Raw genomic sequence first — 22634 nt, forward strand, 5'->3', positions numbered from 1 at the left:
TCAGAGCTCGTGTCCGAGTGCGGAGGCGAGCCGGACCACCAGGTCGTACGCCGCGTCCGGGATCACGGTGCCCGGCGGGAAGACCGCGGCGGCGCCGGCCTCGTGCAGGGCCGGGATGTCCGCGGGCGGGATGACCCCGCCGACGACGATCATGATGTCCTCCCGGCCCTCCGCTGCCAGCTCCTCCCGCAGCGCGGGGACGAGCGTGAGGTGTCCCGCGGCGAGCGAGGAGACCCCGACGATGTGCACGTCCGCTTCGACCGCCTGCCGTGCCACCTCGCCCGGCGTCTGGAAGAGCGGGCCGACGTCCACGTCGAAGCCCAGGTCGGCGAAGGCGGTGGCGATCACCTTCTGGCCGCGGTCGTGGCCGTCCTGGCCCATTTTGGCGACGAGGATGCGCGGACGGCGCCCCTCTGCCTCCTCGAAGGAGTCCACCAGACGGCGCGTCCGCTCCACGGAGGGCGACTCCCCTGCCTCGGTCCGGTACACACCGGAGATCGTACGGATCTGTCCCGCGTGCCGCCCGTAGACCTTCTCCAGGGCGTCGGAGATCTCACCGACGGTGGCCATCGCCCGCGCCGCGTCGACCGCGAGCGCCAGCAGATTGCCGTCAAGTCCGGGCCCGGGGTCGCGGCCTGCGGCATCGGTCAGCGCCCGCAGGGCGTCCTGGCAGGCCGCTTCGTCGCGCTCCTCGCGCAGCCGCTTCAGCTTGGCGACCTGCTGGGTGCGCACCGAGGAGTTGTCGACCTTGAGTACGTCGATCTCCTCGTCGGTCTCCACCCGGTACTTGTTGACACCGACGACGGGCTGACGTCCGGAGTCGATACGCGCCTGGGTGCGGGCTGCCGCCTCCTCCACCCGGAGCTTGGGGATGCCCGCGTCGATGGCCTGCGCCATGCCGCCGGCCGCCTCGACCTCCTCGATGTGCTGCCAGGCGCGTTGCGCCAGGTCGTGCGTGAGCTTCTCGACGTACGCGCTGCCGCCCCACGGGTCGATGACCCGGCAGGTGCCCGACTCCTGCTGGAGCAGCAGCTGGGTGTTGCGGGCGATCCGTGCGGAGAAGTCGGTCGGCAGGGCCAGCGCCTCGTCGAGTGCGTTGGTGTGCAGCGACTGGGTGTGGCCCTGGGTGGCGGCCATCGCCTCGACACAGGTGCGGGTCACGTTGTTGAAGACGTCCTGCGCGGTGAGCGACCAGCCGGAGGTCTGCGAATGGGTGCGCAGCGACAGGGACTTGGCGTTCTTCGGGTCGAACTCCTTGACCAGCCTGGCCCAGAGCAGCCGGGCCGCGCGCAGCTTCGCGATCTCCATGAAGAAGTTCATGCCGATCGCCCAGAAGAAGGAGAGCCTCGGTGCGAAGGCGTCGACGTCCATCCCGGCGGCGATACCGGCCCGCAGGTACTCCACGCCGTCGGCCAGCGTGTAGGCGAGCTCCAGATCGGCTGTCGCGCCCGCTTCCTGGATGTGGTAGCCGGAGATGGAGATCGAGTTGTAGCGCGGCATCTTCTGTGAGGTGTAGGAGAAGATGTCGGAGATGATCCGCATGGAGGGCTTCGGCGGATAGATGTAGGTGTTGCGGACCATGAACTCCTTGAGGATGTCGTTCTGGATGGTCCCGGCCAGCTTCTCCGGCGGTACGCCCTGCTCCTCGGCGGCGACGATGTACAGCGCCAGTACGGGCAGTACCGCTCCGTTCATCGTCATGGACACCGACATCTTGTCCAGCGGGATGCCGTCGAAGAGCTGCCGCATGTCGTAGATCGAGTCGATCGCGACGCCCGCCATGCCGACGTCGCCGGTGACCCGCGGGTGGTCGCTGTCGTACCCGCGGTGCGTCGGCAGGTCGAAGGCGACCGAGAGGCCCTTCTGACCCGCCGCCAAGTTGCGGCGGTAGAAGGCGTTCGACTCCTCGGCGGTGGAGAATCCGGCGTACTGACGGATCGTCCAGGGCTGATTGACGTACATCGTCGGGTAGGGGCCGCGGAGGTACGGCGCGATGCCCGGGTAGGTGCCGAGGAAGTCGAGCCCCTCGGTGTCCTGGCCGGTGTAGAGGGGTTTGACGGGGATGCCCTCGGGGGTCTGCCAGACCAGCTCGTCGACGCTGTGGCCGGTGGACTCCTTCACGGCCGCCCGCCACTGCTCGTCGGTGGGCGTGGCGGAGGCACCGCCAGGCCCCAGTTCGATCTCGGTGAAGTCCGGGATCTGCATTACGCCACTCCCATACGGTCGAGGACGGAGGTCAGCACGGCCACCACGTCTCCTCCGGCGAAGACGAACTCGTCAACCCCGGAGGCCAGATACGCGTCGCGCCGGTCTCCTGGGCGGCCGGCGAGGAACACCTGCCGCGCCCCGGCGGCCTTCAGCGCGGCAGCGGTGTCCGCTGCCTGTTCGGCGTAGATGGTGTCGCTGGAACAGATGCAGGCCAGGGTGGTGCCCGCGTCGGCGAACGCCGCGGCGGCCGTGTCGGGGGCGCCCGGCACCGGGCCGTTGACCGGTTCGATGCCGCCCGCCTGGAAGAGGTTGGCGGCGAAGCCGGCCCGCGCGGTGTGCGCGGCCGCGGGGCCGAGTGTGGCCAGGAACACCCGTGGGCGGGCGCCGGTCGCGGCCAGATGGGCGTCCGAACGGGCCCGCAGCGCTTCGAAGGCGTCGTCGCGGTGGACCACCGGAAGGCCGCCGCCGGGAGCGGCGGGCGCGGGGTCCCTGACGACGGCGCGCTCGACCAGCTGCGGGAACTCGCTGACGCCGGTGACCGGTTCGCTCCGTGCGGCCAGCTTCTCGCTGCGCCGCTCCCAGGTGGCCGCCAGCCGTCCGGCGATCAGCCCGGACCGCAGGGCCTGCTCCTGGCCCCCGGCACGTTCGATCTCCTGGAACCACTCCCAGGCCGCCTGCGCCAGTTCGTCGGTGAGCCGCTCCACGTACCAGGAGCCGCCCGCGGGGTCGATGACCCGGGCCAGATGGGACTCCTCGACCAGGATCGTCGACGTGTTGCGGGCGATGCGGCGGGCGAAGTCGTCCGGCAGGCCCAGCGTGTGGTCGAAGGGCAGCACGGTCACTGCGTCCGCGCCGCCCGTACCGGCCGCCAGACAGGCGACCGTCGTCCGCAGCATGTTCACCCATGGGTCGCGCCGCGCCATCATCACCGGGGATGTCACCGCGTGCTGGTGCTGCGCCCCGGCCGCCGGGGCGCCGCTCGCCTCGGCCACCCGGGCCCAGAGGCGGCGGGCGGCGCGCAGCTTCGCGATCGTCAGGAACTGGTCGGCGGTGGCCGCGTAGCGGAATTCCAGCTGTCCGCAGGCCGCTGCGACGTCGAGTCCGGCCGCGGTGAGCCCGCGGAGGTACGCCACCGCGGTGGCGAGCGAGCAGCCCAGTTCCTGGGCCGCCGAGCCGCCCGCCGAGTGGTACGGCAGTGCGTCCACGACGAGCGCCCGCACCTGCGGATACCGCTGGTGGCACAGCTCGGCCAGCGCGACGGCCTGCGCGGTGTGCCCGGCCACGGCGTCGTGCGCACCGGTGCGGGCCGCATGGCCGAGCGGGTCCGCGCCGAGGGAGCCGAGGGCCGCTTCGGGGGCGACGCCCCGCTCGTCGAAGAGCCGGAGCAATTCCCTTGCGGCGCCGTCGAATTCGGCGCCCGCTTCGAGGACGACCGGCGCCAGGTCGAGATGGACGCCTTCGAGAGCCGCGCCGATACCGGCCACGGGAACTCCCGCATCGCCCACGGTGAGCCATACGGAGGAGACGCCGTTCTCCAGGTCCGCGAGCACGGCCGCGTTGGTGCGCGAGGCATCGGGCCGGCTGTGCCGCTGGCGTACGTCCCAGCCACCGGCCACACGGCCGGCCGGGGTGCTGCCGCGGGTGAACGGGGCGAACCCCGGGAGCCCGGCCGGCGCGGTGGCCCCGGACTGCTCACCCCCGCCGCCGTCCGGCGCGGTGTAGAGCGGCTGGACCACCAGACCGTCATCCAGTGCGGTGCAGAGCGCTTCTTCCGCCGCCGTACCCGGGACATCCTTACCCGATTTGCGCAGCACACCTTCCACAAGGCGCTGCCACTGCTCATGGGTCGCATGCGGGAATCCGGCGGCCAGGGGGAACCCGTTGTCGGGCAGGACCGTCATGCTCAGATGCTAGGCGAGGGGGCCAGGTGCGCAGTTGGGAGAACCACTGTGACCTTGGACTCTCTGGTCCGTGCGGAGCCCGGTACGGCCTGCGCCGTACCGGGCTCCTGATCCGGACCGATCCAGCCGAAAGGCCTCAGAGGTCCGGAGATGCACTGTTTCCGCTACTTCACCCCCACCGCGCGGATGATCTCCTGCTTCACCGAGCCGCCCCGGTCGTCGCTGGCGGAGGCGCGCAGCGAGATGTACCCGGCGTCCTTGGGCACCCGCAGTGAGCCCTTCCAGACGGCGGATTCGCCGTGAGCGGTGCTGAGCCCGACGGAGGTCCAGGTCTTGCCGTCGTCGTAGGAGACCTCCAGCGCCCCCGACTTGATCGTCCCGGTGTCCGGGGCGCCCTTGACGTACTCGGCGCTGATGGAGACGGGCAGGGTGCGCCCGGCGCGGACGTCACCGGCGGAGTCGGTGTCGAGGCCGAAGCCCAGGTTGAGCAGCGGCAGATAGGTGGCGTGGTCCGCCGGGGTCTCGGCCGACTTGAAGGTCCACTCCGAGTGGCCCTTGGTGGACAGCACCCAGGTGGCCGGGTCACGCGTGGTGTCGGTGACCACCTTGTACGTGGTCTCGGCCGGGTCGGCGTCCCAGGCGTAGGCGCCCGAGCCGGTCCTGTGGTCGACCTGGACCCCGTTCGCGTACACATCGGTGGTCTGGGTCATGGAGTCGTCGTTCCAGACGTCGCCGAATCCGGTGTGGTCGGGGCCGGAATCGCCCCAGCCCGGGGTGTTGAACTGGAGGTCGTTGCCGGTGCGCTGCTGACCCCAGCCGAGTCCGGTGCCGAGCCACGGGTGCAGCACGGGCTTGAACCAGTCGAGTCCGGTGTGGCTGCCGCCCTTGTAGGCGACCAGGCCGCTGCGCTCCTCCAGCGAGGTCGGGCCCGCGGTGACGGACTGCTCCCAGGTCTGGCCCGCGCCGGTGCTGACGTAGTCGGTGCGCTCGGCCGGGTAGTGCGTGCGCTCCAGGAAACCGAAGCCGACCGGGAAGGTACCGGTGAGCGAGTAGCGGAACTCACCGCCGTCGACGGGCTTGGCGGCGTAGAACTCGGTGTCCAGGGTGGCGAGATCCTTCTTGCCCGGCTTGTACGCCAGGTCCTTCGGGACCGCCCCGGGGTGGCCGTCGGAGAGGTCGTAGACATACGGCGTGTAGCGGGTGCCGGTGAGTTCCACCGTGCCGTGGCGGCGTGCGGTGGCGGCCAGCAGGGCGCCGTCGGCCGCGTTCACGGACGCCACCTGGAGAGGCGTGTCCGAGCCGTCGTCCGCGCCGAACCAGGCGGCCAGCCGCCCCGGCGTGTCGTCGGTGACGAAGAGCGAGACCGCTCCGGCCTGCTGTGCGGCGGCGGTGAGCTGCTGCGGGGTGACATCGGGCGTGGCGCGGACCAGGACGGCCTTGCCGCGTACGTTCTTGCCCTGGTACTCGGCAGCGGTGCCGGTCCCGAGGTCGGCGACGCCGACCCGGTGGCTGCCTTCGAGGACGGTGGAGCCGGCCTGTACGACGGTGTCACCGATCCGCTTGCCGTCCGCGACCGCTTCGAGCAGGGGCTTGGCGAGGCGCCAGACGGTGCGGTACTCGAAGGTGCCGTCGGTGACCTTCTTGGTGGGCGCGGCGAAGATGCTGTCGTACGTGAGCGGCACCTGTACGGCTCCGCCGAAGTCGGCGCCGTTCGCCTTGCGGTCGAACTCCATCAGCAGCTGCCGGGTCTCGGTGCGCCGGGGCACCTGTGCCGTGATCTGGTGCAACTGGCGTCCGTCGAGGGTGATCTCACGGTTGCGGTCGACGACGATCTGCGGGTCGGTGAGGAAGCCGAGGCCGAGCGAGTCCTTGCCCTTGGCGCCCTGTACGTCGAGGAAGGACGCCACCGAGTAGGTGCCGGGCTTCAGCCGCAGGGTGATGGTGCCGGATTCACCGACGGTCGCGTTCTCCGGGTCGGTCCCCTCGGCCAGTTCCTGTACGGCGAGGTTCGCGGCGGTCGGCGCGCCGTCCCGGTCCTTCACATGGACGGTGAGGGAGTACCGCTCCTCCTCCTTGACCAGGCCGAAGGCGGTGTGCGCGACGATCTTGCCGCCGGTGCTCGCGGTGATCTGCCCCGAGGTGTTGCCGACGGGCGCGTTGGCGCCGTCCCCGGTGACGGTGGTCTGTGCGGTGGAGTGCGCGGGCACGGTCAGGCTCGCGTCGGCGAGCTTGACGACGCCGTCGGCTGCTCCGTCGGCGGCGAGCGCCAGAGTCACCGGCGTGTCGGAGGAGTTGGCGTAGGTCAGCGTGCGGGTGACCGGCTTGTCGTCCTCGTACGGCCAGGAGTAGAAGCCGAGGTCGGCGCTGCCGGTGGCGGTGATGCTCGCGGTGGTGGCCGCGGGGACGTCGACCCGGCCGGCGCCCAGCGTGTACACCGGGTCGGGCAGCGTCTTCGACGTCGACATCAGCGCGTCCTTGAGCTGCTGTCCGGTCCAGTCGGGGTGCTTCTGGGCGAGCAGCGCCGCGACGCCGGCCACGTGCGGGGTGGCCATCGACGTCCCGCTCATGGTCTGGTACGGGCCGGTGCCCTCGGCGTACTGCGAGCGGGCGGCGAGGATGTCCACGCCGGGGGCGGACAGGTCGGGCTTGAGCGCGTTGTCGCCGAGGCGCGGGCCCTGGCTGGTGAAGTACGCGGGCTGGTCGGCGGAGTCCACCGCGCCGATGGTGAGCGCCGAGTCGGCTGCGCCGGGCGAGCCGATGGAGCCGGGGGCGCCGGAGTTGCCCGCGGCGACCACGAACAGGGCGCCGGTGTCCTTGGAGAGGGTGTTGACCGCCGCCGCCATGGGGTCGGTGCCGTCGCTGGCCTCCTGGGAGCCCAGGCTCATGCTGATGATCTTGGCGTGGATGTCCTTGGCGGCCCACTCCATGCCCGCGATGATCTCGGAGTCGGTGCCGGAGCCCGCGTCGGAGAGCACCTTGCCGACGGCCAGGTCGGCGTCCGGGGCGACGCCCTTCTCCTTGCCGTCGGACGCGGCTCCGCTGCCGCCCACGGTCGACGTCGTGTGGGTGCCGTGGCCGTTGCGGTCGGTGGTCTCCTCCCCGGCGATGAAGGACTTGGACGCGCTGATCCGGCCCTTGAGGTCGGGGTGGTCGGCGTCGACACCGGTGTCCAGAACGGCGACCTTGACGCCCTTGCCGGTGAGTCCGGCCTGCCAGGCGGCCGGGGTGCCTATCTGCGCGTTGCTCTCGGCCATGTCGGCCTTGACCTTGCCGTCGAGCCAGACCTTCCCGATCCCGTCGGCGAACGAACCGGCCTGCCGGGTACGGGAGTCGGTGAGCGACTTCCAGAAGGTGCCGGATGTCGCGGCCCGTACCGCGGCGCCGCCGACGCTCGGCAGGGCCCGGACGGTCGTGGCACCAGTCGGTGCGGCGCTGCGGACGCCCTTGCCGTACGTGACGATCAGCGGCAGCCCGCCGGTCTTGGCCGTGCCGATGCCCTGCTCGATGAGGCCGGTGACGTCGAAGAGCCGCTTGTCGAGGACGCCCGAGCGGAGGTAGGGCAGCGCCTCGTCGGGCAGCACGGTGACCCGGCCGTTGGACGTCTGGCTGCGGACGGCTCCGGTCGCGCCCTTCGGGCGCTCGACGGAGACCGTGCTGCGGCCGCCACCGAGGTCGGTGACGGTCACCCGGTCACCGGTGATCAGTGTGACGGTGTGTGTCGCGTGGGCGGTGGCGGACGGCGGCGCGGTGCGGGACGGCGCGTGGGTCTTGCCCGCTCCTGCCACCGCGAGCGCCTGGCCTGCCGGGAGCAGTGCGAGCGCGAGTCCGGCGGAGATCCATCTGGCTCTTCGCCACGCAGGTGCTCTGGTCATGGTGCCCCTCTCTCCGGGGGCCCGGGCTGACGGGGGTGGTGGTCCCGGGCACTGCGAAGAGTCTCGGGGCGCTCGCGGTGGCCGTGGGGTGAATGGGCTGGCGGATAGGCGCCATGGCGGCTAACTGCCAGCGGGTGACGTGCGGGACGGGCCAGCGGCGGGGGGTGCGGGGGGTGTGCGGGGGGGGTGTGCGGGGGTGTGCGGGCACGTCAACTGCCGGTCGCCCCGGGCGATGTGCGGGCACGTCACCCGGATCGTCACGCACCGGGAGACGGCGGGCCGAACGAGCCGTGCCTCCCGGCGCCCGCGGCGAACTCGTCCACCCCGCGCCGCATCTGCGTGAGCGAGATCCGGCCGTGCCGCAGTTCGCCCTCCAGTGCGTCGGCCTCGGACAGGCCGCTCTGCTCCAGCAGCGCGAGGCGGTCCTCGCGCAGGCAGGTCTGCGGGAACGCGGCGATGGACGCGGCGAGTTCCTCCGCGGCCGCCCGTGCGGTACCGGCAGGGACCACCCGGTTGGCCAGTCCGATCGCGTGCGCCTCGGCCGCGCCGACCGGGCGGCCGGTCAGGACCAGGTCCATCGCCCGGCTCTCACCGATGAGGCGTGGCAGCCGTACGGTCCCGCCGTCGATCAGCGGCACACCCCAGCGGCGGCAGAACACCCCGAACACGGCGTCCTCGTCGGCCACCCGCAGATCGCACCAGAGCGCGAGTTCCAGTCCACCGGCCACCGCATGACCGGAGACGGCGGCGATCACCGGCTTCCCCAGCCGCATCCGGGTCGGCCCCATCGGGCCGTCCCCTTCGCCGGTGGTGGCGGTGACGGTGTTGCCGCGCGGGGTGCCGACGGCCTTCAGATCGGCCCCCGCGCAGAAGGTGCCCCCTTCGCCCCAGAGCACGGCCACCGCCGCGTCGGGGTCGGCGTCGAAGGCGCGGAAGGCATCGGCCAGCGCGAGAGCGGTGGGGCCGTCGACGGCGTTGCGCGCCCCGGGCCGTGCGAGCACCACGGTGGTGACGGGGCCGTTGCGTTCGATACGTACAGTCATCCGCGTCACTCTTCCCCGGTCCGGCGCGGTATGTCGAGCAGGCTGTCGGGTGGTGCTGCCGGGCGCGGTCCCGTGCGGTGGGGCCGAGGCAGCCCTGCAAACCCCTTGGCCCGGGGCACCGGGTGCCGGAGACTGAGCCGATGACTCAGCGCGTGGAACTCGCTACCGTGATGGACCGGCTGGACATCGACGAACTGATCACCGGTTACGCGGTGGCCGTGGACGACGGTCAATGGGCCGACTACCGGGCCCTGTTCGCACCGGACGGCCGGGCCGACTACCGCGCGGCGGGCGGAGTGGAGGGGCCCGCGGCGGAGGTCGCCGACTGGCTCGCGGAGACGATGCGGCTCTTTCCGGTACGCCAGCACCTGATCGTCAACCGGCGGCTGCGGCTCCAGGATCTGGGCGGCTACCCGGGGGACCGGGCGGAGCTCCAGGCCGACTACCTCAACCCGATGCGGCTGAAGTCCCGGTCGTCCGACGAGGGCGGTGATGCGGGTGCCGGTGGGGATTCCCCAGGCGCCGCAGGACCGACCGCGCCGGACTTCGTCTCCGGCGGCCGCTACGCCTTCAGCCTGGTGCGCACGGAGAGCGGCTGGCGGCTGCTCGGCGTCGTCGTACAGGAGAAGTGGCGGCGCACACCCGGTGCGCCGGCCGGAATCTGACACGCCGTGCGTGTGCGGGCGCACTGTCGGTAGCCGTCCTGCTCCCCCACACTGTGGGAAGCGACAAACCGCGGGAAGCGACAACTCGGCGGAGACTGTCCGCACGAGGCTGCTCACCGGGCGGGAGCGAGGAGGCGCTGGATGCAGATTCCGCTGGAGCGACTGCGCAGAGCCGGTCGCTCCCCCTGGTGGCGCGGCGCCGCGGCGCTGCTGGCCGGGGGGCTGCCGATGCTCGCCTTCCCGGCGCCGTCCCTCTGGTGGTTCGCCTATGTGGCCCTGGTGCCCTGGATGCTGCTGGCACGGGCTGCGCCCACCGGGCGGCGGGCCGCCCTGGACGGCTGGCTCGGCGGCACCGGGTACATGATCGCCGTGCACCACTGGCTGATTCCCAGCCTGAATGTCTTCATCGTGGTGCTGGCCGCGCTGCTCGGGCTGCTCTGGGCGCCCTGGGGATGGCTGGTCCGCTGGATGCTGGGCGGGGCGGCGAGCGCCGCGCGGGTGGCAGCCGCTCTGGTCGTGCTGCCCTCCGGATGGCTGATGGTCGAGCTGGTGAGGTCCTGGCAGGGGCTCGGCGGTCCGTGGGGGCTGCTCGGCTCCAGCCAGTGGCAGGTGGCCCCGGCTCTGCGGCTCGCCTCGGTGGGCGGGGTCTGGCTGGTGAGCCTTCTCGTGGTGGCGGTCAACACCGGAGCCGTGGCACTGCTGGTGGTCGAGTCGGCCCGTACGACGGCGGTGGCCGGGGTGCTGGCCTGCGCCGTCCTCACCGGGGCCGTCTGGGTGTGGGCACCGCGCCCCGAGACGTCGGGCGGGACCCGGATCGCGGTCGTCCAGCCGGGAGTCACCCGGGAAATCAAAGACCGGTTCGCCCGGAGTGAGGCCCTGACCAGGCAGCTGACCGGCCGCCACATCGACCTGGTGGTGTGGGGCGAGAGCAGCGTCGGTCATGACCTGGCCGCCCGCCCGGATCTGACGGCGCGTATCGCCCGGCTGTCCCGGGAGACCGGCGCGGACATCCTGGTCAATGTGGATGCCAGACGGTCCGACGCGCCGGGCATCTACAAGAGTTCCGTACTCGTCGGTCCGTCCGGGCTGACCAGCGACCGCTACGACAAGATGCGGCTGGTGCCGTTCGGCGAGTACATTCCGGCGCGTTCGGTGCTCGGCTGGGCCACCTCGGTGGGGCGGGCGGCGGGCGAGGACCGCAGGCACGGCACACACCAGGTCGTCATGAAGCTGCCCGGCGGGCTCCGGGTGGGGCCGCTGATCTGCTTCGAGACGGCGTTCCCCGACATGAGCAGGCAGCTGACGAGGGACGGCTCGCAGCTCCTGGTGGCCCAGTCGTCGACCTCGTCGTTCCAGCACAGCTGGGCGCCCGAGCAGCACGCGTCGCTGGCCGCGCTGCGGGCGGCCGAGAGCGGCCGCCCGATGGTGCACGCCACGCTCACCGGGGTGAGCGCGGTGTACGGCCCCGGCGGCGACCGGGTCGGCCCCTGGCTGGGGACCGGCCGCAGCACCGCGCAGGTGTACGACATCCCGCTGGCCCACGGCACGACGCTCTATGTCAGGTTCGGCGACTGGCCGGTCCACGGCGCGCTGGCCGTGCTCGCCGTGCTGTGCGCCGTCGAGGGGCTGCGCTCGGTCAGACGGCCTGCGCCTGAGCCCGCAGGACCACACGCTCGCAGAGTTCATGGGTCAGCAGGGCGTCCCTGGCGCTGAGCAGCTTGCCCGCCGCCACGGCGTCGAGGAAGGCCGTCACGCACTGCTCGATGCCGCGCTGGCGGGCCACCGGTGTCCAGTCGCCGCGGCGGCGGACCGTCGGCTGCCCCTTGTGGTCGATGGTCTCCGCGAGATTGACGACCTGTCGCTTGGTGCCGTGGCCCGAGACTTCGAGGATCTCCTCGGTGGAGCCGCTCACCCGGTTCATCGAGCCGATCGCGGAGAAGCCGTCACCGGAGAGGTGGAGCACCACGTGGTGCATCAGCCCCGCACGGATCCGGGCCCGCACATCGACGTGCTCGACCGGGCCCGGCGCCAGGAAGCGCAGGGTGTCGACGACGTGGATGAAGTCGTCGAGCACCAGGGTGCGCGGGTCCTCCGCGAGGTCGGTCCGGTTCTTCTGCATCAGGATCAGGTCGCGGGGGTGGTCGGCGCACTGGGCGTAGCCCGGTGCCAGCCGCCGGTTGAAGCCGACGGCGAGGCTCACACCGCGGTCCTCGGCGAGGGCCACCAGCCGCTCGGACTCGGCGAGTTCGTACGAGAGCGGCTTGTCGACATAGGTCGGCACGCCCGCCCGGAGCAGCCGGCTCGCGATCTCGGGGTGCACACCGGTCGGCGCGTGGACGAACGCGGCGTCAAGCCCCTGCGCGAGCAGGGAGTCCAGGTCGGTGTGGCACCGGTCAGCCGGGATGTGGAAGGTCTCGGCGGTACGGGTGAGGGTCGCCGGGGTCCGGGTCTGAAGATGCAGTTCGATCCCGGGCAGGGCCGTCAGTACCGGCAGGTATGCCTTCTGCGCGATGTCCCCGAGCCCGATACAGCCGACCTTCACAGGGGTCTCCCTATCCGTCTTTCGATCTGTCCGTCTGCCGATGTGCCGCTCTGCCGACCGGCCTGGCGGCCGACCCTGTTGACCGACGCTCTTGACCGGCCTGTTGACCGGCCCGTCGTGTCCCGGTGCCGTTCCCGGTGCCGTGTGTCTGGGCAGCATACGTGCGCCGCGGCGGCTGCCGACCGGCGATGTCCGCGAAGGAGCGCAGCACCGGAATGCCCGGCACCGATAAAGCATGGCGGGGCCGCCGACCCGTGGGTGATGATGCTCCGCATGACGACTCAGGAACGCCAGGAACCGCCGCTCAGGGCCGACGAACGCACCATGCTCGAAGGATGGCTGGACTACCACCGCGCCACCCTGGCTCACAAGTGCGCCGGGCTCGACGACAAGCAGCTGCGTGAGGCTTCGGTGCCGCCTTCGGAGCTGTCCCTGCTCGGGCTCGTACGGCATATGGTCGAGGTGGAACGGGGCTGGTTCCGCGAGGTGCTGGAGGGCGAGGACACCCCGCCGCTCTACTACAGCGAGGAAGACCCGGACGGGGAGTTCCATCTCACCGATGCGGACACCTGGGACGAGGCGTACAGCACCTGGCAGCGGGAGATCGCGTATGCCCGCGAGGTGGCGGCCCACCACTCGCTGGACGACCTGTCCAAGGGGCTCAGCCGGCGGGGCGAGCAGTTCAATCTGCGGTGGATCTACACCCATATGATCGAGGAGTACGCCCGTCACAACGGTCACGCGGATCTGCTGCGCGAGCGGATCGACGGCGTCACCGGCGATTAGGGGCTGCCCGGCGGATCAGGTCGCAGGAATGAACCGGTGCCTGATCGGTCCCGGTGAGAGGGGTTTGGTGCGTCCAGCTGCAAGGCGGAGGAGGGCGTCGACGCGATGGGGGTCCCCCCGGCCGGAGGCTGGGGGAGTCGGCAACCGACGACAACGCCGCAGATGGGCGTACCAAACCCCGCGTCTGCGACACGATGCGCCGGACAGCCTCTAGGGGCTTCCGTCCGGATCTGCCGGGTCACCCGTGTGGGGCCAATCTCCGCTTCCGGTACCCGGAACGGCCCTTGTGGGCGGCAGAGTTGGACGGGTGCACCGAACGAAGATCATCACTCTGGCCCTGCTGGGTGCAGCCGTCTCGGCCGCCTCCGGCTGTGTGGCCGTCCCTCCGGCGCCCGCGCCCTCGCCCGGACCGTCCCGTACGCCCGGTCACCACGCGCAGCACACCGGCCCGCAGATCGCGCAGGGGCCCCCGGTCGAGGCCCTGGAGACCGTGCCTCCCGGAAAGGGGTCCGGCCACCGGGGCGCCACCCCGCCCGTACCGCGCCCGGGCGGCGAGGCCGGGCCGGGGCGCGGTACCGCTACAGGTCCGGCGACGGACCGCCACACGGTCCGGCCCGCACGCCCCCGTACGGCGCACCCCCGCCGCGTCCACCGGACGCAGCCGGCTCCGCGGCGGTATCAGAAGCACCCGGTCCACCCGTCCGGCACCACGTCGGATGTCTGCGCGCTCGGCGAAGGCTACGGAGGCTGGTCGCCGGACAGCCCCCAGGCGCGGATCTGCCACCAGACGTACGGCCGGTGACGCACGAGCCCCCTCGCCCTGCCACCTCATCCCTCACCCCTCCCCCAGCCGCCACTCCATCCGTTCGATCGCCGCCCGTACGCCGTCTCCGTAGCCGTCGTCGGCCAGTTCGCCCGTCGCGGACCGCGCACGCCCCAGATGCACGCGCGCGGCCTCTCTGCGCTCCAGCTTCAGGTAGTCGGCCGCGAGATTGAGGTGCAGGGAGGAGTAGAAGCCCCGGACGGCGACCGCGGTGTCGTGGCGGCCGACGCGCTCGTCGTCAAGGCCCTCTGCCGCGGCCAGTGCCCGCAGATCCCAGAGCAGCTCGTCCTCGGGGTCGTCCTGGGCGTCCGCCATGTAGTGCGCGAGGGTGCAGCGGTGCAGTGCGTCGCCGGACTCGCCGATCTCGTCCCACAGCCCGGCGAACCGGTTGCGGGCCTCTTCCCGGTCGCCTCCGTGCAGCAGCATGATCACCTGTCCGATCCTGCCCATGACGACGTCCCCCGACGTCTCCCGCTGCGACTCCGTCACCGCTGCCTCCTGTCGCCGCACACAGATGTCCGGTCTATCCCGGCGTACCACCGACGCTAGCGGCAACCTCCGGTGATCCCCGTCAGCCCAGGTCGGGGATCCGCCAGTCGATCGGCCCGTGGCCCTGCTCGGCGACCGCCTTGTCGATCTGGGTGAAGGGCCGCGAGCCGAAGAACTTCTTCGCGGAGAGCGGCGAGGGGTGTGCGCCCTTGACCACCACGTGGCGCTCCTCGTCGATCAGCGGCAGTTTCTTCTGCGCGTAGTTGCCCCAGAGGACGAAGACCGCGGGGTCGGGCCGCGAGGCCACCGCGCTGATCACCGCGTCCGTGAACCTCTCCCAGCCCTTGCCCTTGTGCGAGTTGGCCTCCGACGCGCGCACCGTGAGCACCGCGTTGAGCAGGAGGACGCCCTGCTCGGCCCACGGCATCAGATAGCCGTTGTCCGGGACCGGGTGGCCGAGCTCCTCCTTCATCTCCTTGTAGATGTTCCGCAGGGAGGGTGGCGTACGGACGCCCGGGCGCACCGAGAAGCAGAGACCGTGGCCCTGGCCCTCGCCGTGGTAGGGGTCCTGGCCGAGGATCAGCACCTTCACCCGGTCGTACGGCGTGGCGTCCAGCGCGGCGAAGACCTCGTCGCGCGGCGGGTAGACCGGTCCCCTGGCCCGCTCCTCCTCGACGAACGCCGTCAGCTCCTTGAAGTAGGGCTTCTCCAGCTCATCGCCGAGGACGCCGCTCCAGGACGCGGGCAGCATGTCGGTTCCGGTCACGTCAACAACCTCCGGTGTGCGATCCGTTCTTCATCACAGAACCTACCGGCGACCACTGACAACGGCCCCGGACGGATGTCCGGGGCCGTGCGGTGAGCGGGCTTCGCGGACGTCAGCCGACGCCGGCGTTGAGGAACATCCCGCCGTCGACCAGCAGGGTCTGACCGGTGACCCAGCCCGACTGGTCCGACGTGAGGAACGCGGCGGCGCCCCCGATGTCAGCGGGCACTCCGAGCCTGCCCATCGGGTACGCGGCGGCCGCCTCCGCCTCGCGGCCTTCGTACAGCGCCTCGGCGAACCTGGTCTTGACCACAGCGGGCGCGATGGCGTTGACCCGGACCACCGGGGCGAACTCGTGCGCCAGCTGGAGCGTGAGGTTGACCATCGCGGCCTTGCTCATGCCGTACGCGCCGATCATCGGCGAGGCGGAGACACCGGCGATGGACGCGATGTTCACGATCGCGCCGCCGTTCTCCTTCTGCCACGCCTTCCAGGTCTGCTGGGCGAAGCCGAGCGCCGAGATGACGTTGGTCTCGAAGACCTTGCGCGCCACGTTCAGGTCCATGTCGGCCATCGGGCCGAACACCGGGTTGGTACCGGCGTTGTTGACCAGGTGGTCGACCCTGCCGAATGCCTCCATGACCCGCTCGACGGCCGCCGCCTGGTGCGCCTCGTCATGGGCCTTGCCCGCGATGCCGATCACCCGGTCGGCACCGAGCCGCTCCACCGCCGCCTTGAGCGCGTCCTCGTTGCGGCCGGTGATGCAGACCCGGTCGCCGCGGGCGACGAACGCCTCGGCGATGCCGTATCCGATGCCGCGGCTCGCGCCGGTGATCAGCGCGACCTTCCCGCTGTCCTGTGCAGTCATGTCCGTTGAACCCCTTGTGATTCCCGTAATTCCCTGATCAGTTGAGCGGGCCGCCGGCGACGTACATGACCTGTCCGGACACGAATCCCGCGTCCTCGCCGGTGAAGAAGGCGATGGCGTTGGCGATGTCCTCGGGCCTGCCGACGCGCTGCACCGGGATCTGGGTGGCGGCGGCGGCCTGGAACTCCTCGAAGCCCATGCCGACGCGCGCCGCGGTCTGCGCGGTCATCTCGGTGACGATGAATCCGGGAGCGACGGCGTTGGCGGTGACGCCGAACTTGCCGAGCTCCTTGGCGAGCGTCTTGGTGAAGCCCTGGAGACCGGCCTTCACGGCGGAGTAGTTCGCCTGGCCGCGGTTGCCCAGCGCCGAGCTGGAGGACAGGCTCACGATCCGGCCGAACTTGGCGTCCACCATGTGCTTCTGGACCGCCTTGGACATCAGGAACGCGCCCTTGAGGTGGACGTTCATGACCGTGTCCCAGTCGGACTCGCTCATCTTGAAGAGCAGGTTGTCGCGGAGGACACCGGCGTTGTTGACGAGGATCGTCGGGGCGCCGAGCTCTTCCGCGACCCGGGCCACCGCCGCTTCGACCTGGGCGCTGTCCGAGACGTCACAGCTCACGGCGATGGCCCGGCCGCCCGCGGAGGTGATCTTCTCGACGGTGTCCTTGCAGGCCGCCTCGTCGAGGTCGAGTACGGCGACAGCGCGGCCCTCCGCCGCCAGACGTACGGCGGTGGCTGCGCCAATGCCGCGCGCGGCCCCCGTCACGATGGCAACGCGCTGCTCGGTGGTGGACATACTGGCTCTCCTCGCCCTCGGATCGCGGCCCCAGATCACTGAGCAACCGCTTAGTACCTTCAGCAGACGAGACGCTAGAAGGCCTGGCACCCGGTGTCAACGGCAGACGGGGTCAGCAGTGAACGTCACACCGGGTGCCACCCTCTCAGCGCACCAGCAGCCCGAGCAGCCGGTCGGCCTCGGCGGCCGGGTCGGTGGTCAGCCCGGTGTGCACAGGACCGGGCTGTACGACCGTCGAACGGGGTGCGATCAGCCAGCGGAACCGGCGCCCCGCGTCGTCGGGGCCCGCCTGCCCTGCGGCCTCTCCGCCGTGGCAGACCCCTTCGACGGCGCGCAGCGCGGCGCGTACCCCGACGACGTCGGCGTGCGGGTCGAGCATCCTCAGCTTCGCCTCGTCCAGATGTGTACGTGCGGCGACGAACGACCTGGCCCGGCAGTAAACCAGGACCCCCGCGTTGAACATCTCACCACGGTCGACCCGCGGCATCACCCGCACCAGGGCGTACTCGTAGACGTCCCGGCGACCGGGTTCAGACCCGGTCATCGGGTGCCGTCCTTCTTCTCGTCCCGCTGCCGCACCGGGGGCGCGAGGCGCTCGGAGAGCCAGCCCGGGGCGCGGGACGGACCGGTGGGGGTCTGCGGCCCGAACGTGATCCGGGTGTGCACGGAGGCGGCCCGCTCCAGCAGGACCTCCACATACGCGCGCCGCAGCTCGTCGGTGGTACCGAAGCCGGCCTCCTCCTCCAGCCAGGCTTCCGGTACGTCGGCGGCGACCTCGGTGAGCAGCTCCTCGGTGACCAGCGGCGCCAACTCGGCGGCGGCGGAGGCCACATCGGGGGCGAAGGTCGCCAGGACGTGGTCGGACGCGTCGTACGGCTTGCTGCCGTAGTTCTTCGCGGACGGCCAGTTGTGGTGCCAGATCATGGTGGCGCCGTGGTCGATGAGCCAGAGATCGCCGTGCCAGACAAGCATGTTGGGGTTGCGCCAGGAACGGTCGACGTTGTTGATCACCGCATCGAACCAGACGATCCGCCCGGCCTCCTCGGGACCGACCTGGTAGGCGAGCGGGTCGAAGCCGAGCGATCCCGGCAGGTAGTCCATCCCCAGGTTCAGCCCGCCGCTGGCCTTCAGCAGCTCCTGCACCTCCTGGTCCGGCTCGGACAGCCCGATGACGGGGTCCAGCTGCATCTGCACGAGCTCGGGCACCCGCAGCCCGAGCCTGCGTCCGAGCTGACCGCAGATGACCTCGGCCACCAGCGTCTTGCGGCCCTGCCCGGCGCCGGTGAACTTCATGACGTACGTACCGAGGTCGTCGGCCTCGACGATCCCGGGGAGCGATCCGCCCTCACGCAAGGGCGTGACATAGCGGGTCGCGGTCACCTCACTCAGCATGTTCCCAGGCCACCTATTTCTTCAACCTTGCAATCCACGGACAACTTGAGGAGGGCCTAGCAGCGGAAATCACCCGTCAACGGGCCTGGGGAGAATCTGGGGAGTCTCGACCCGCATACCGATCTCCCCCTGCTCCCCGAGCAGTCCGTCGATGGTGGCGCGCCCCTTGCTTCCGGCCTCCGGCATGAAGTGAGCATAGTAACCGAGGGTGATCGCCGGCGAGGAATGCCCGAGCCACCGCGCCAGGGTCACGACGGACTCCCCGGCCTCCGGCATGATCGACGCGGAGGTGTGCCGCAGCCGCCCGAAGGCCGTCGCCTGTAAGCTTGCCGGGTTTTTGCGCAGCGAGGCGATCGGGTGGCCTGATGTTCCCGCCCATCCGTGACACCGACTTGTGAGGGGCAGCCGGCGCGTTTCCGTTGAGCCGTGGCCTGGCGGTGCGCCTCGATCACACGGTGATAGCCGTCCGGCGGAGTCCTCCGCTGCACCGGCGCGGCGGACGCCGTCGGCTGCGGGTCCGGGTCGGCGGCCACCGTGGCTGGGCCGGCCCTCACGGTGCAGGGGCCAGGACGTGCAGGGCGCGCCCGTCCGCGCCGGACACCGGCACGACGACTCCGGCGAGCAGAGTCCCGTTCTGCGCCGGCCGGAGGCTTCGCGGGGTTGTCAGGGTGCGGGTGCGGCGACCGCGGATGAAGAATGGAGCGAGGGTGAAATGCAGAGCTGACCGCGAAGCGGAGAGCCTTTTCATCCCAGCCGGACGCATCATGGTCCGGCTGCCACGGAGCTGAAAGGTACGCCATGCCGATCTGCACCACCCGTAACGGTGTCGACATCTTCTACAAGGACTGGGGCCGGGGACGTCCCGTGGTCTTCATCCATGGCTGGCCTCTCAACGGCGACGCCTGGCAGGACCAGCTCAAGGTCGTCGCCGACGCGGGCTACCGCGCAATCGCCCACGACCGCCGCGGCCACGGGCGCTCCACACCGGTGTACGGCGGTTACGACTTCGACACCTTCGCCGACGACCTCCACGACCTGATCACTCAGCTCGACCTGCGGGACGTGACGCTGGTTGCCCACTCGATGGGCGGCGGCGAGCTGGCCCGCTACATCGGCCGCCACGGTACCGACCGCATCAAGTCCGCCGTGCTGCTCTCCGCAGTCCCGCCACTGATGCTGCAGACAGCGGACAACCCCGAAGGTGTGCCGCAGTCCGTCTTCGACGACATCAAGAACGGCATCCTGGCCGAGCGCTCGCAGTTCTGGAAGGACACCGCTGTCGGCTTCTTCGGCGCAAACCGGGACGGCAACAAGGTCACCGAGGGCAACAAGGACGCCTTCTGGTACATGGCCATGGCCCAGACCATCGAGGGCGGTGTGGACTGCGTGGACGCATTCGCTGCGACGGACTTCCACGAGGACCTGAAGAAGTTCGACATCCCGACCCTGATCGTGCACGGTGACGACGACCAGGTCGTCCCCATCGACGCGACGGGACGAAAGTCCGCAAAGATCATCCCGAACGCCACCCTCAAGGTCTACAAGGGCGGTTCCCACGGCATCGCCCTCGTGCCGGGCGACAAGCAGAAGTTCAACCAGGACCTGCTGGATTTCCTCAAGAGCTGACCATGGGTCCCTGCCGACGGGATCGGCAGGGACCACTCAGCACCCATGCCCCACGCGATGCCGGTTCTTCGGCAGGTGAGGCGAAGGAGCCACGGCGACGTACTGGGCCGTCGCCGCCACCGAAACCCGATGGGTTCTCGCACCGGATGCTTGCGGGCGCCCGGCTCGCCGCCCACACGGTGATCGAGCGACGTACGCCCAGGCGGTACGGGCGTCCATTCCCGGTCCGTACGATGCCGCGACCCGGTCGGTACGGGACTCCGGTTCGCTGCCCGGATCGGGACGGTCGGGGGTACTCGGTCCGGTGTCGATCGCCGTAGCCGTACGCTTCGGCGGCCGCTTCCAGGTCGGCCGGTGCGGCGTCGGCCGCTGGAGCGAGGTCAACTGATTAACGGGTGTTGGTCAGGGCTAGATCGTGGACATAGCGCTACCTCATGGCGGCTACTTACTTTTTCGCAGAGATCGGTACGAATCGGTGACTTACCTGTCACAGCCTGAGCGTGCCGTACGGGAACGGCCCACTCTCCATGCAGACGCCGGACAACCGGCCGCCGCGCCGTACACGGCGCCCTCACCGCCCGCTCGCCGCTTCGTCCTCACCGGGCCAGCACCGCCGCCGCAAGCCGATGTCTTGACCGTTACGGTGCACAGTCACTACGGCTGTTCACCGCCCCGGGCTGGATCGCCGTGGTCAGCGCGTACATGATCGCGCGGACACCTTCCGATCCCCCGGGGTCGTTCCGGCGCTCTGCCGACGTGGATGGAACGGCGCTATCAACGGGGCAGCATCTCCCGTAGCTTCCGCTCGACGCCCGCCTACGGGTCTGGGCGTCGTTGGAGGGGCCTCGGGCCTTGTTCGACCGGGCGGTGGTGCGGCTGGTGGACAACCGGGTGCTGCTGCCGGGGATCACCACGCTGACCCGGCAGGTCGCCGGGGTCCGCGCGACGGAGAACGCCGCCCCGTACCGGACGCTGAACGAGGCCGTCCCGGACGGCCCGCGACAGACGATGCCCGACCTGCTGAAGGCCCCCGACGGCAAGAGCGTCTCGGAGTTGGAGCACCTGCGGACACCGCCCATAAGCCCGCTTGCATCCGGTGCCCACGAGCAAGAGTTCGCCGCCATGCACGACCTCGCAGTCCGGCACACCGCCGTCCGCCTGGACATGCCCGATTCCCGTGGCGTCGTAGCGCGCATCGACTCCGAGCAGCGAAACGCGGACGCGAAACACCAGTCCTGAGCACTACAACGAGGGGATGGCTGTCTTCCTCTGTTCCAAGTGCGGCACCGCGATCACGCCGGAGCCGGCCGAGCCGGCCGCCGTCCGTGACGTCTCCGACGACGAGCGTGACCGGGACAAGGAGACACGCGGGGCACCTTCCACCATTCCGCGGGGCCACTACGCGATCGATCCGGAGCCCTGGGGGTCTCCCTACGTCGTGCAGGACGATCAAGAGGGTACTGGACTTCTACGTCCGCACCACGCCCGCTCCGGCGTTCCGGACGCCGATCGCCGTCCGCCGTACGACGTATCGGGTGATATGAGCCGCGCCCTCCGCGCGCCTCACGGTGTGTTCCTCCGAATCCGCGCAGGCTGGGCACGACCCTTGGAGGCGTCTCATGTCTGTGCCCGCCACACCTCGCCAGATGTCGACTGTCCTAGCCGCTCTGGCCGTGGGTATTCCTGCCCTTGCCCTCGTGCTGTCCAGTACCGCAGCCGCCGCTACCGGCGTCCCCGAGCCCTCTCACCCCGGGGACGACTTCGCCGGCTCCCAGATCCTCAGACATGAGGACACCAGCAGGAGTGGCGTCAAACTCACCACCCCCCGGGGTACCGAGGGCGTCGACGTCAGCAGTTACCAGGGCAGCGTCGCATGGTCCCCGCTGCGGAATTCCGGCGTGAGGTTCGCCTACGTCAAGGCGACGGAGTCAACCAGTTACAAGAACCCGTCCTTCACCCAGCAGTACAACGGGTCGTACAAAGCCGGCATCATCCGGGGCGCCTACCATTTCGCCACTCCCAACACCTCCAGCGGCGCCACTCAGGCCCGGTACTTCCTGGCGCACGGCGGCGGCTGGTCCAAGGACGGCAAGACCCTGCCCGGCGCTCTCGATTTGGAGTACAACCCTTACGGCAGCTCCTGCTACGGACTGAGCCACCAGGGCATGGTCAGCTGGGTGAGGGACTTTTCCAGGACCTACAAGGCGAAGACCGGCCGGGATGTCGTCCTGTACACCTCCACCAACTGGTGGAAGTCCTGCACAGGGAACAACTCCGGGTTCGGCAGGACCAATCCGCTGTGGGTGCCGCACTACGGTTCATCCGTCGGAGCCCTGCCGGCGGGCTGGAAGTACCAGACCATTTGGCAGTACACCTCCAAGGGAGCGGCGGTCGGTGACCATGACCGGTTCAATGGGCGTTTCGACCGCGTGAAGGCCCTCGCGAACGGCTGACCAACCCCCTCACAGCACGGCAAGCCCGGGCCACGGCCCGGCCCCCTCTCCTTACCTGACCTCGATCTTTCATAACGGCCCGCCGGCTTACCCGGCGGGCCGTTTCGGTTGCTGGAGGGTGTCCTCGCGGCGGCCCCGATGGAGGGCGGGACGGGTGGGTTTTGCTGTGTACGGGTGGTGACGCGGAGTGGTAATTCGGGGTGTCGGGACCGGTGAGGTGTGAGCCCGGGCATAGGGCCCGCGTCACACAGGACGACACCTAGTAGATGCACGGCGGACCTTTCCCGCTCATTGCGGGCCCCACCCCACCCCTGTCCGGTTTGTCGCTATCTGGGGTAGTAGGTCACACAATTGCCAACGCCCAAGGCGGTCTCGCAAGGTGTTGGACGTACCGGGGAGCC

18 protein-coding genes and 1 pseudogene are annotated in these 22634 nt (G+C 70.5%); 7 read left to right on the forward strand and 12 right to left on the reverse strand.

The features are described from left to right. The 4 genes from scpA to OHB13_RS03955 form a co-directional block, all read right to left on the reverse strand. Entirely contained in the window at nucleotides 1–2205 is a 2205-nt protein-coding gene (gene scpA, locus OHB13_RS03940) for a methylmalonyl-CoA mutase (RefSeq protein WP_266859279.1), read from the reverse strand. Further along, nucleotides 2205–4109, reverse strand: a complete 1905-nt coding sequence (locus OHB13_RS03945) for a methylmalonyl-CoA mutase family protein (protein WP_328375668.1) — start codon at nucleotides 4107–4109, stop codon at nucleotides 2205–2207. The genes scpA and OHB13_RS03945 overlap by 1 nt, the downstream gene beginning before the upstream one ends. Before the next feature lie 164 nt (nucleotides 4110–4273). Further along, nucleotides 4274–7981, reverse strand: a complete 3708-nt coding sequence (locus OHB13_RS03950; protein ID WP_328375670.1) for a S8 family serine peptidase — start codon at nucleotides 7979–7981, stop codon at nucleotides 4274–4276. A 257-nt stretch (nucleotides 7982–8238) separates the two neighbouring features. Next, nucleotides 8239–9024 carry a crotonase/enoyl-CoA hydratase family protein gene (locus OHB13_RS03955; RefSeq protein WP_328375672.1) on the reverse strand — a complete coding sequence of 262 codons (786 nt, stop codon included), beginning with the start codon at nucleotides 9022–9024 and terminating at the stop codon, nucleotides 8239–8241. Between the two features lie 140 nt (nucleotides 9025–9164). Between OHB13_RS03955 and OHB13_RS03960 the strand changes: the two genes are divergently transcribed. Together OHB13_RS03960 and lnt are read left to right on the forward strand one after the other, a co-directional pair. Then, nucleotides 9165–9689, forward strand: a complete 525-nt coding sequence (locus OHB13_RS03960; RefSeq protein ID WP_328375674.1) for a nuclear transport factor 2 family protein — start codon at nucleotides 9165–9167, stop codon at nucleotides 9687–9689. A gap of 141 nt (nucleotides 9690–9830) precedes the next feature. Next, entirely contained in the window at nucleotides 9831–11402 is a 1572-nt protein-coding gene (lnt, locus tag OHB13_RS03965) for an apolipoprotein N-acyltransferase (RefSeq protein WP_328375676.1), read from the forward strand. Here the strand turns inward: lnt and OHB13_RS03970 are convergent. Continuing rightward, nucleotides 11326–12231 (reverse strand): Gfo/Idh/MocA family protein, encoded by a 906-nt coding sequence (locus tag OHB13_RS03970; RefSeq protein WP_266859268.1) that lies wholly within the window; start codon nucleotides 12229–12231, stop codon nucleotides 11326–11328. The two genes, lnt and OHB13_RS03970, sit on opposite strands and share 77 nt — an antisense overlap. A 273-nt stretch (nucleotides 12232–12504) precedes the next feature. Here OHB13_RS03970 and OHB13_RS03975 point away from each other — a divergent pair, with 273 nt between their 5' ends. Together OHB13_RS03975 and OHB13_RS03980 are read left to right on the forward strand one after the other, a co-directional pair. Further along, on the forward strand, nucleotides 12505–13017 hold the full coding sequence (locus OHB13_RS03975; protein WP_328375678.1) for a DinB family protein: 513 nt from the start codon (nucleotides 12505–12507) through the stop codon (nucleotides 13015–13017). Nucleotides 13018–13324: 307 nt separating this feature from the next. Further along, entirely contained in the window at nucleotides 13325–13819 is a 495-nt protein-coding gene (locus tag OHB13_RS03980) for a hypothetical protein (protein ID WP_328375680.1), read from the forward strand. Nucleotides 13820–13852: 33 nt separating this feature from the next. Here OHB13_RS03980 and OHB13_RS03985 read toward each other — a convergent pair whose 3' ends face one another. The 7 genes and pseudogenes from OHB13_RS03985 to OHB13_RS04015 all read right to left on the reverse strand — a co-directional run. Beyond that, the gene (locus OHB13_RS03985) at nucleotides 13853–14290 is read right to left on the reverse strand and encodes a hypothetical protein (protein ID WP_328380205.1); all 438 of its coding nucleotides are present in this window, start codon (nucleotides 14288–14290) and stop codon (nucleotides 13853–13855) included. Between the two features lie 121 nt (nucleotides 14291–14411). Further along, nucleotides 14412–15095 carry a uracil-DNA glycosylase gene (gene ung, locus OHB13_RS03990; protein WP_266859263.1) on the reverse strand — a complete coding sequence of 228 codons (684 nt, stop codon included), beginning with the start codon at nucleotides 15093–15095 and terminating at the stop codon, nucleotides 14412–14414. 112 nt (nucleotides 15096–15207) lie between these two features. Beyond that, entirely contained in the window at nucleotides 15208–15963 is a 756-nt protein-coding gene (locus OHB13_RS03995; RefSeq protein WP_328375683.1) for an SDR family oxidoreductase, read from the reverse strand. A 37-nt stretch (nucleotides 15964–16000) separates the two neighbouring features. Then, nucleotides 16001–16762 (reverse strand): 3-oxoacyl-ACP reductase FabG, encoded by a 762-nt coding sequence (gene fabG, locus OHB13_RS04000; protein WP_266859259.1) that lies wholly within the window; start codon nucleotides 16760–16762, stop codon nucleotides 16001–16003. A 145-nt stretch (nucleotides 16763–16907) separates the two neighbouring features. After that, nucleotides 16908–17306, reverse strand: a complete 399-nt coding sequence (locus OHB13_RS04005; RefSeq protein ID WP_328375685.1) for a DUF3037 domain-containing protein — start codon at nucleotides 17304–17306, stop codon at nucleotides 16908–16910. Continuing rightward, nucleotides 17303–18154: a HipA family kinase gene (locus OHB13_RS04010; protein WP_328375687.1), complete on the reverse strand. Its 852-nt coding sequence runs from the start codon at nucleotides 18152–18154 to the stop codon at nucleotides 17303–17305. The genes OHB13_RS04005 and OHB13_RS04010 overlap by 4 nt, the downstream gene beginning before the upstream one ends. A gap of 76 nt (nucleotides 18155–18230) precedes the next feature. After that, nucleotides 18231–18463 (reverse strand): annotated as a pseudogene (locus OHB13_RS04015) (site-specific integrase); the annotation flags it as partial. A 489-nt stretch (nucleotides 18464–18952) separates the two neighbouring features. On the opposite strand from OHB13_RS04015, the gene OHB13_RS04020 reads away from it, so the two are divergent. The 3 genes from OHB13_RS04020 (at nucleotide 18953) to OHB13_RS04030 (ending at nucleotide 22233) form a co-directional block, all read left to right on the forward strand. Then, entirely contained in the window at nucleotides 18953–19780 is an 828-nt protein-coding gene (locus tag OHB13_RS04020; RefSeq protein WP_328375689.1) for an alpha/beta fold hydrolase, read from the forward strand. Nucleotides 19781–20632: 852 nt separating this feature from the next. Further along, complete coding sequence (locus OHB13_RS04025; RefSeq protein WP_328375691.1) at nucleotides 20633–21019, forward strand: hypothetical protein; 387 nt, start codon at nucleotides 20633–20635, stop codon at nucleotides 21017–21019. 407 nt (nucleotides 21020–21426) lie between these two features. Next, entirely contained in the window at nucleotides 21427–22233 is an 807-nt protein-coding gene (locus tag OHB13_RS04030; protein ID WP_266859256.1) for a lysozyme, read from the forward strand. Nucleotides 22234–22634: the final 401 nt, after the last annotated feature.

This window comes from Streptomyces sp. NBC_00440 (genome assembly GCF_036014215.1).
Lineage (GTDB): Bacteria > Actinomycetota > Actinomycetes > Streptomycetales > Streptomycetaceae > Streptomyces.

Bases quoted from the DNA above. Each gene is read 5' to 3' on its own strand.
- OHB13_RS03945 (WP_328375668.1), bottom strand. From the start codon at position 4,109: ATGACGGTCCTGCCCGACAACGGGTTCCCCCTGGCCGCCGGATTCCCG.
- OHB13_RS03985 (WP_328380205.1), bottom strand. From the start codon at position 14,290: ATGGGCAGGATCGGACAGGTGATCATGCTGCTGCACGGAGGCGACCGG.
- lnt (WP_328375676.1), top strand. From the start codon at position 9,831: ATGCAGATTCCGCTGGAGCGACTGCGCAGAGCCGGTCGCTCCCCCTGG.
- OHB13_RS04010 (WP_328375687.1), bottom strand. From the start codon at position 18,154: ATGCTGAGTGAGGTGACCGCGACCCGCTATGTCACGCCCTTGCGTGAG.
- OHB13_RS03960 (WP_328375674.1), top strand. From the start codon at position 9,165: ATGACTCAGCGCGTGGAACTCGCTACCGTGATGGACCGGCTGGACATC.
- OHB13_RS03995 (WP_328375683.1), bottom strand. From the start codon at position 15,963: ATGACTGCACAGGACAGCGGGAAGGTCGCGCTGATCACCGGCGCGAGC.
- scpA (WP_266859279.1), bottom strand. From the start codon at position 2,205: ATGCAGATCCCGGACTTCACCGAGATCGAACTGGGGCCTGGCGGTGCC.
- OHB13_RS03955 (WP_328375672.1), bottom strand. From the start codon at position 9,024: ATGACTGTACGTATCGAACGCAACGGCCCCGTCACCACCGTGGTGCTC.
- OHB13_RS03950 (WP_328375670.1), bottom strand. From the start codon at position 7,981: ATGACCAGAGCACCTGCGTGGCGAAGAGCCAGATGGATCTCCGCCGGA.
- fabG (WP_266859259.1), bottom strand. From the start codon at position 16,762: ATGTCCACCACCGAGCAGCGCGTTGCCATCGTGACGGGGGCCGCGCGC.
- OHB13_RS03975 (WP_328375678.1), top strand. From the start codon at position 12,505: ATGACGACTCAGGAACGCCAGGAACCGCCGCTCAGGGCCGACGAACGC.
- OHB13_RS04020 (WP_328375689.1), top strand. From the start codon at position 18,953: ATGCCGATCTGCACCACCCGTAACGGTGTCGACATCTTCTACAAGGAC.
- OHB13_RS04030 (WP_266859256.1), top strand. From the start codon at position 21,427: ATGTCGACTGTCCTAGCCGCTCTGGCCGTGGGTATTCCTGCCCTTGCC.
- OHB13_RS04005 (WP_328375685.1), bottom strand. From the start codon at position 17,306: ATGACCGGGTCTGAACCCGGTCGCCGGGACGTCTACGAGTACGCCCTG.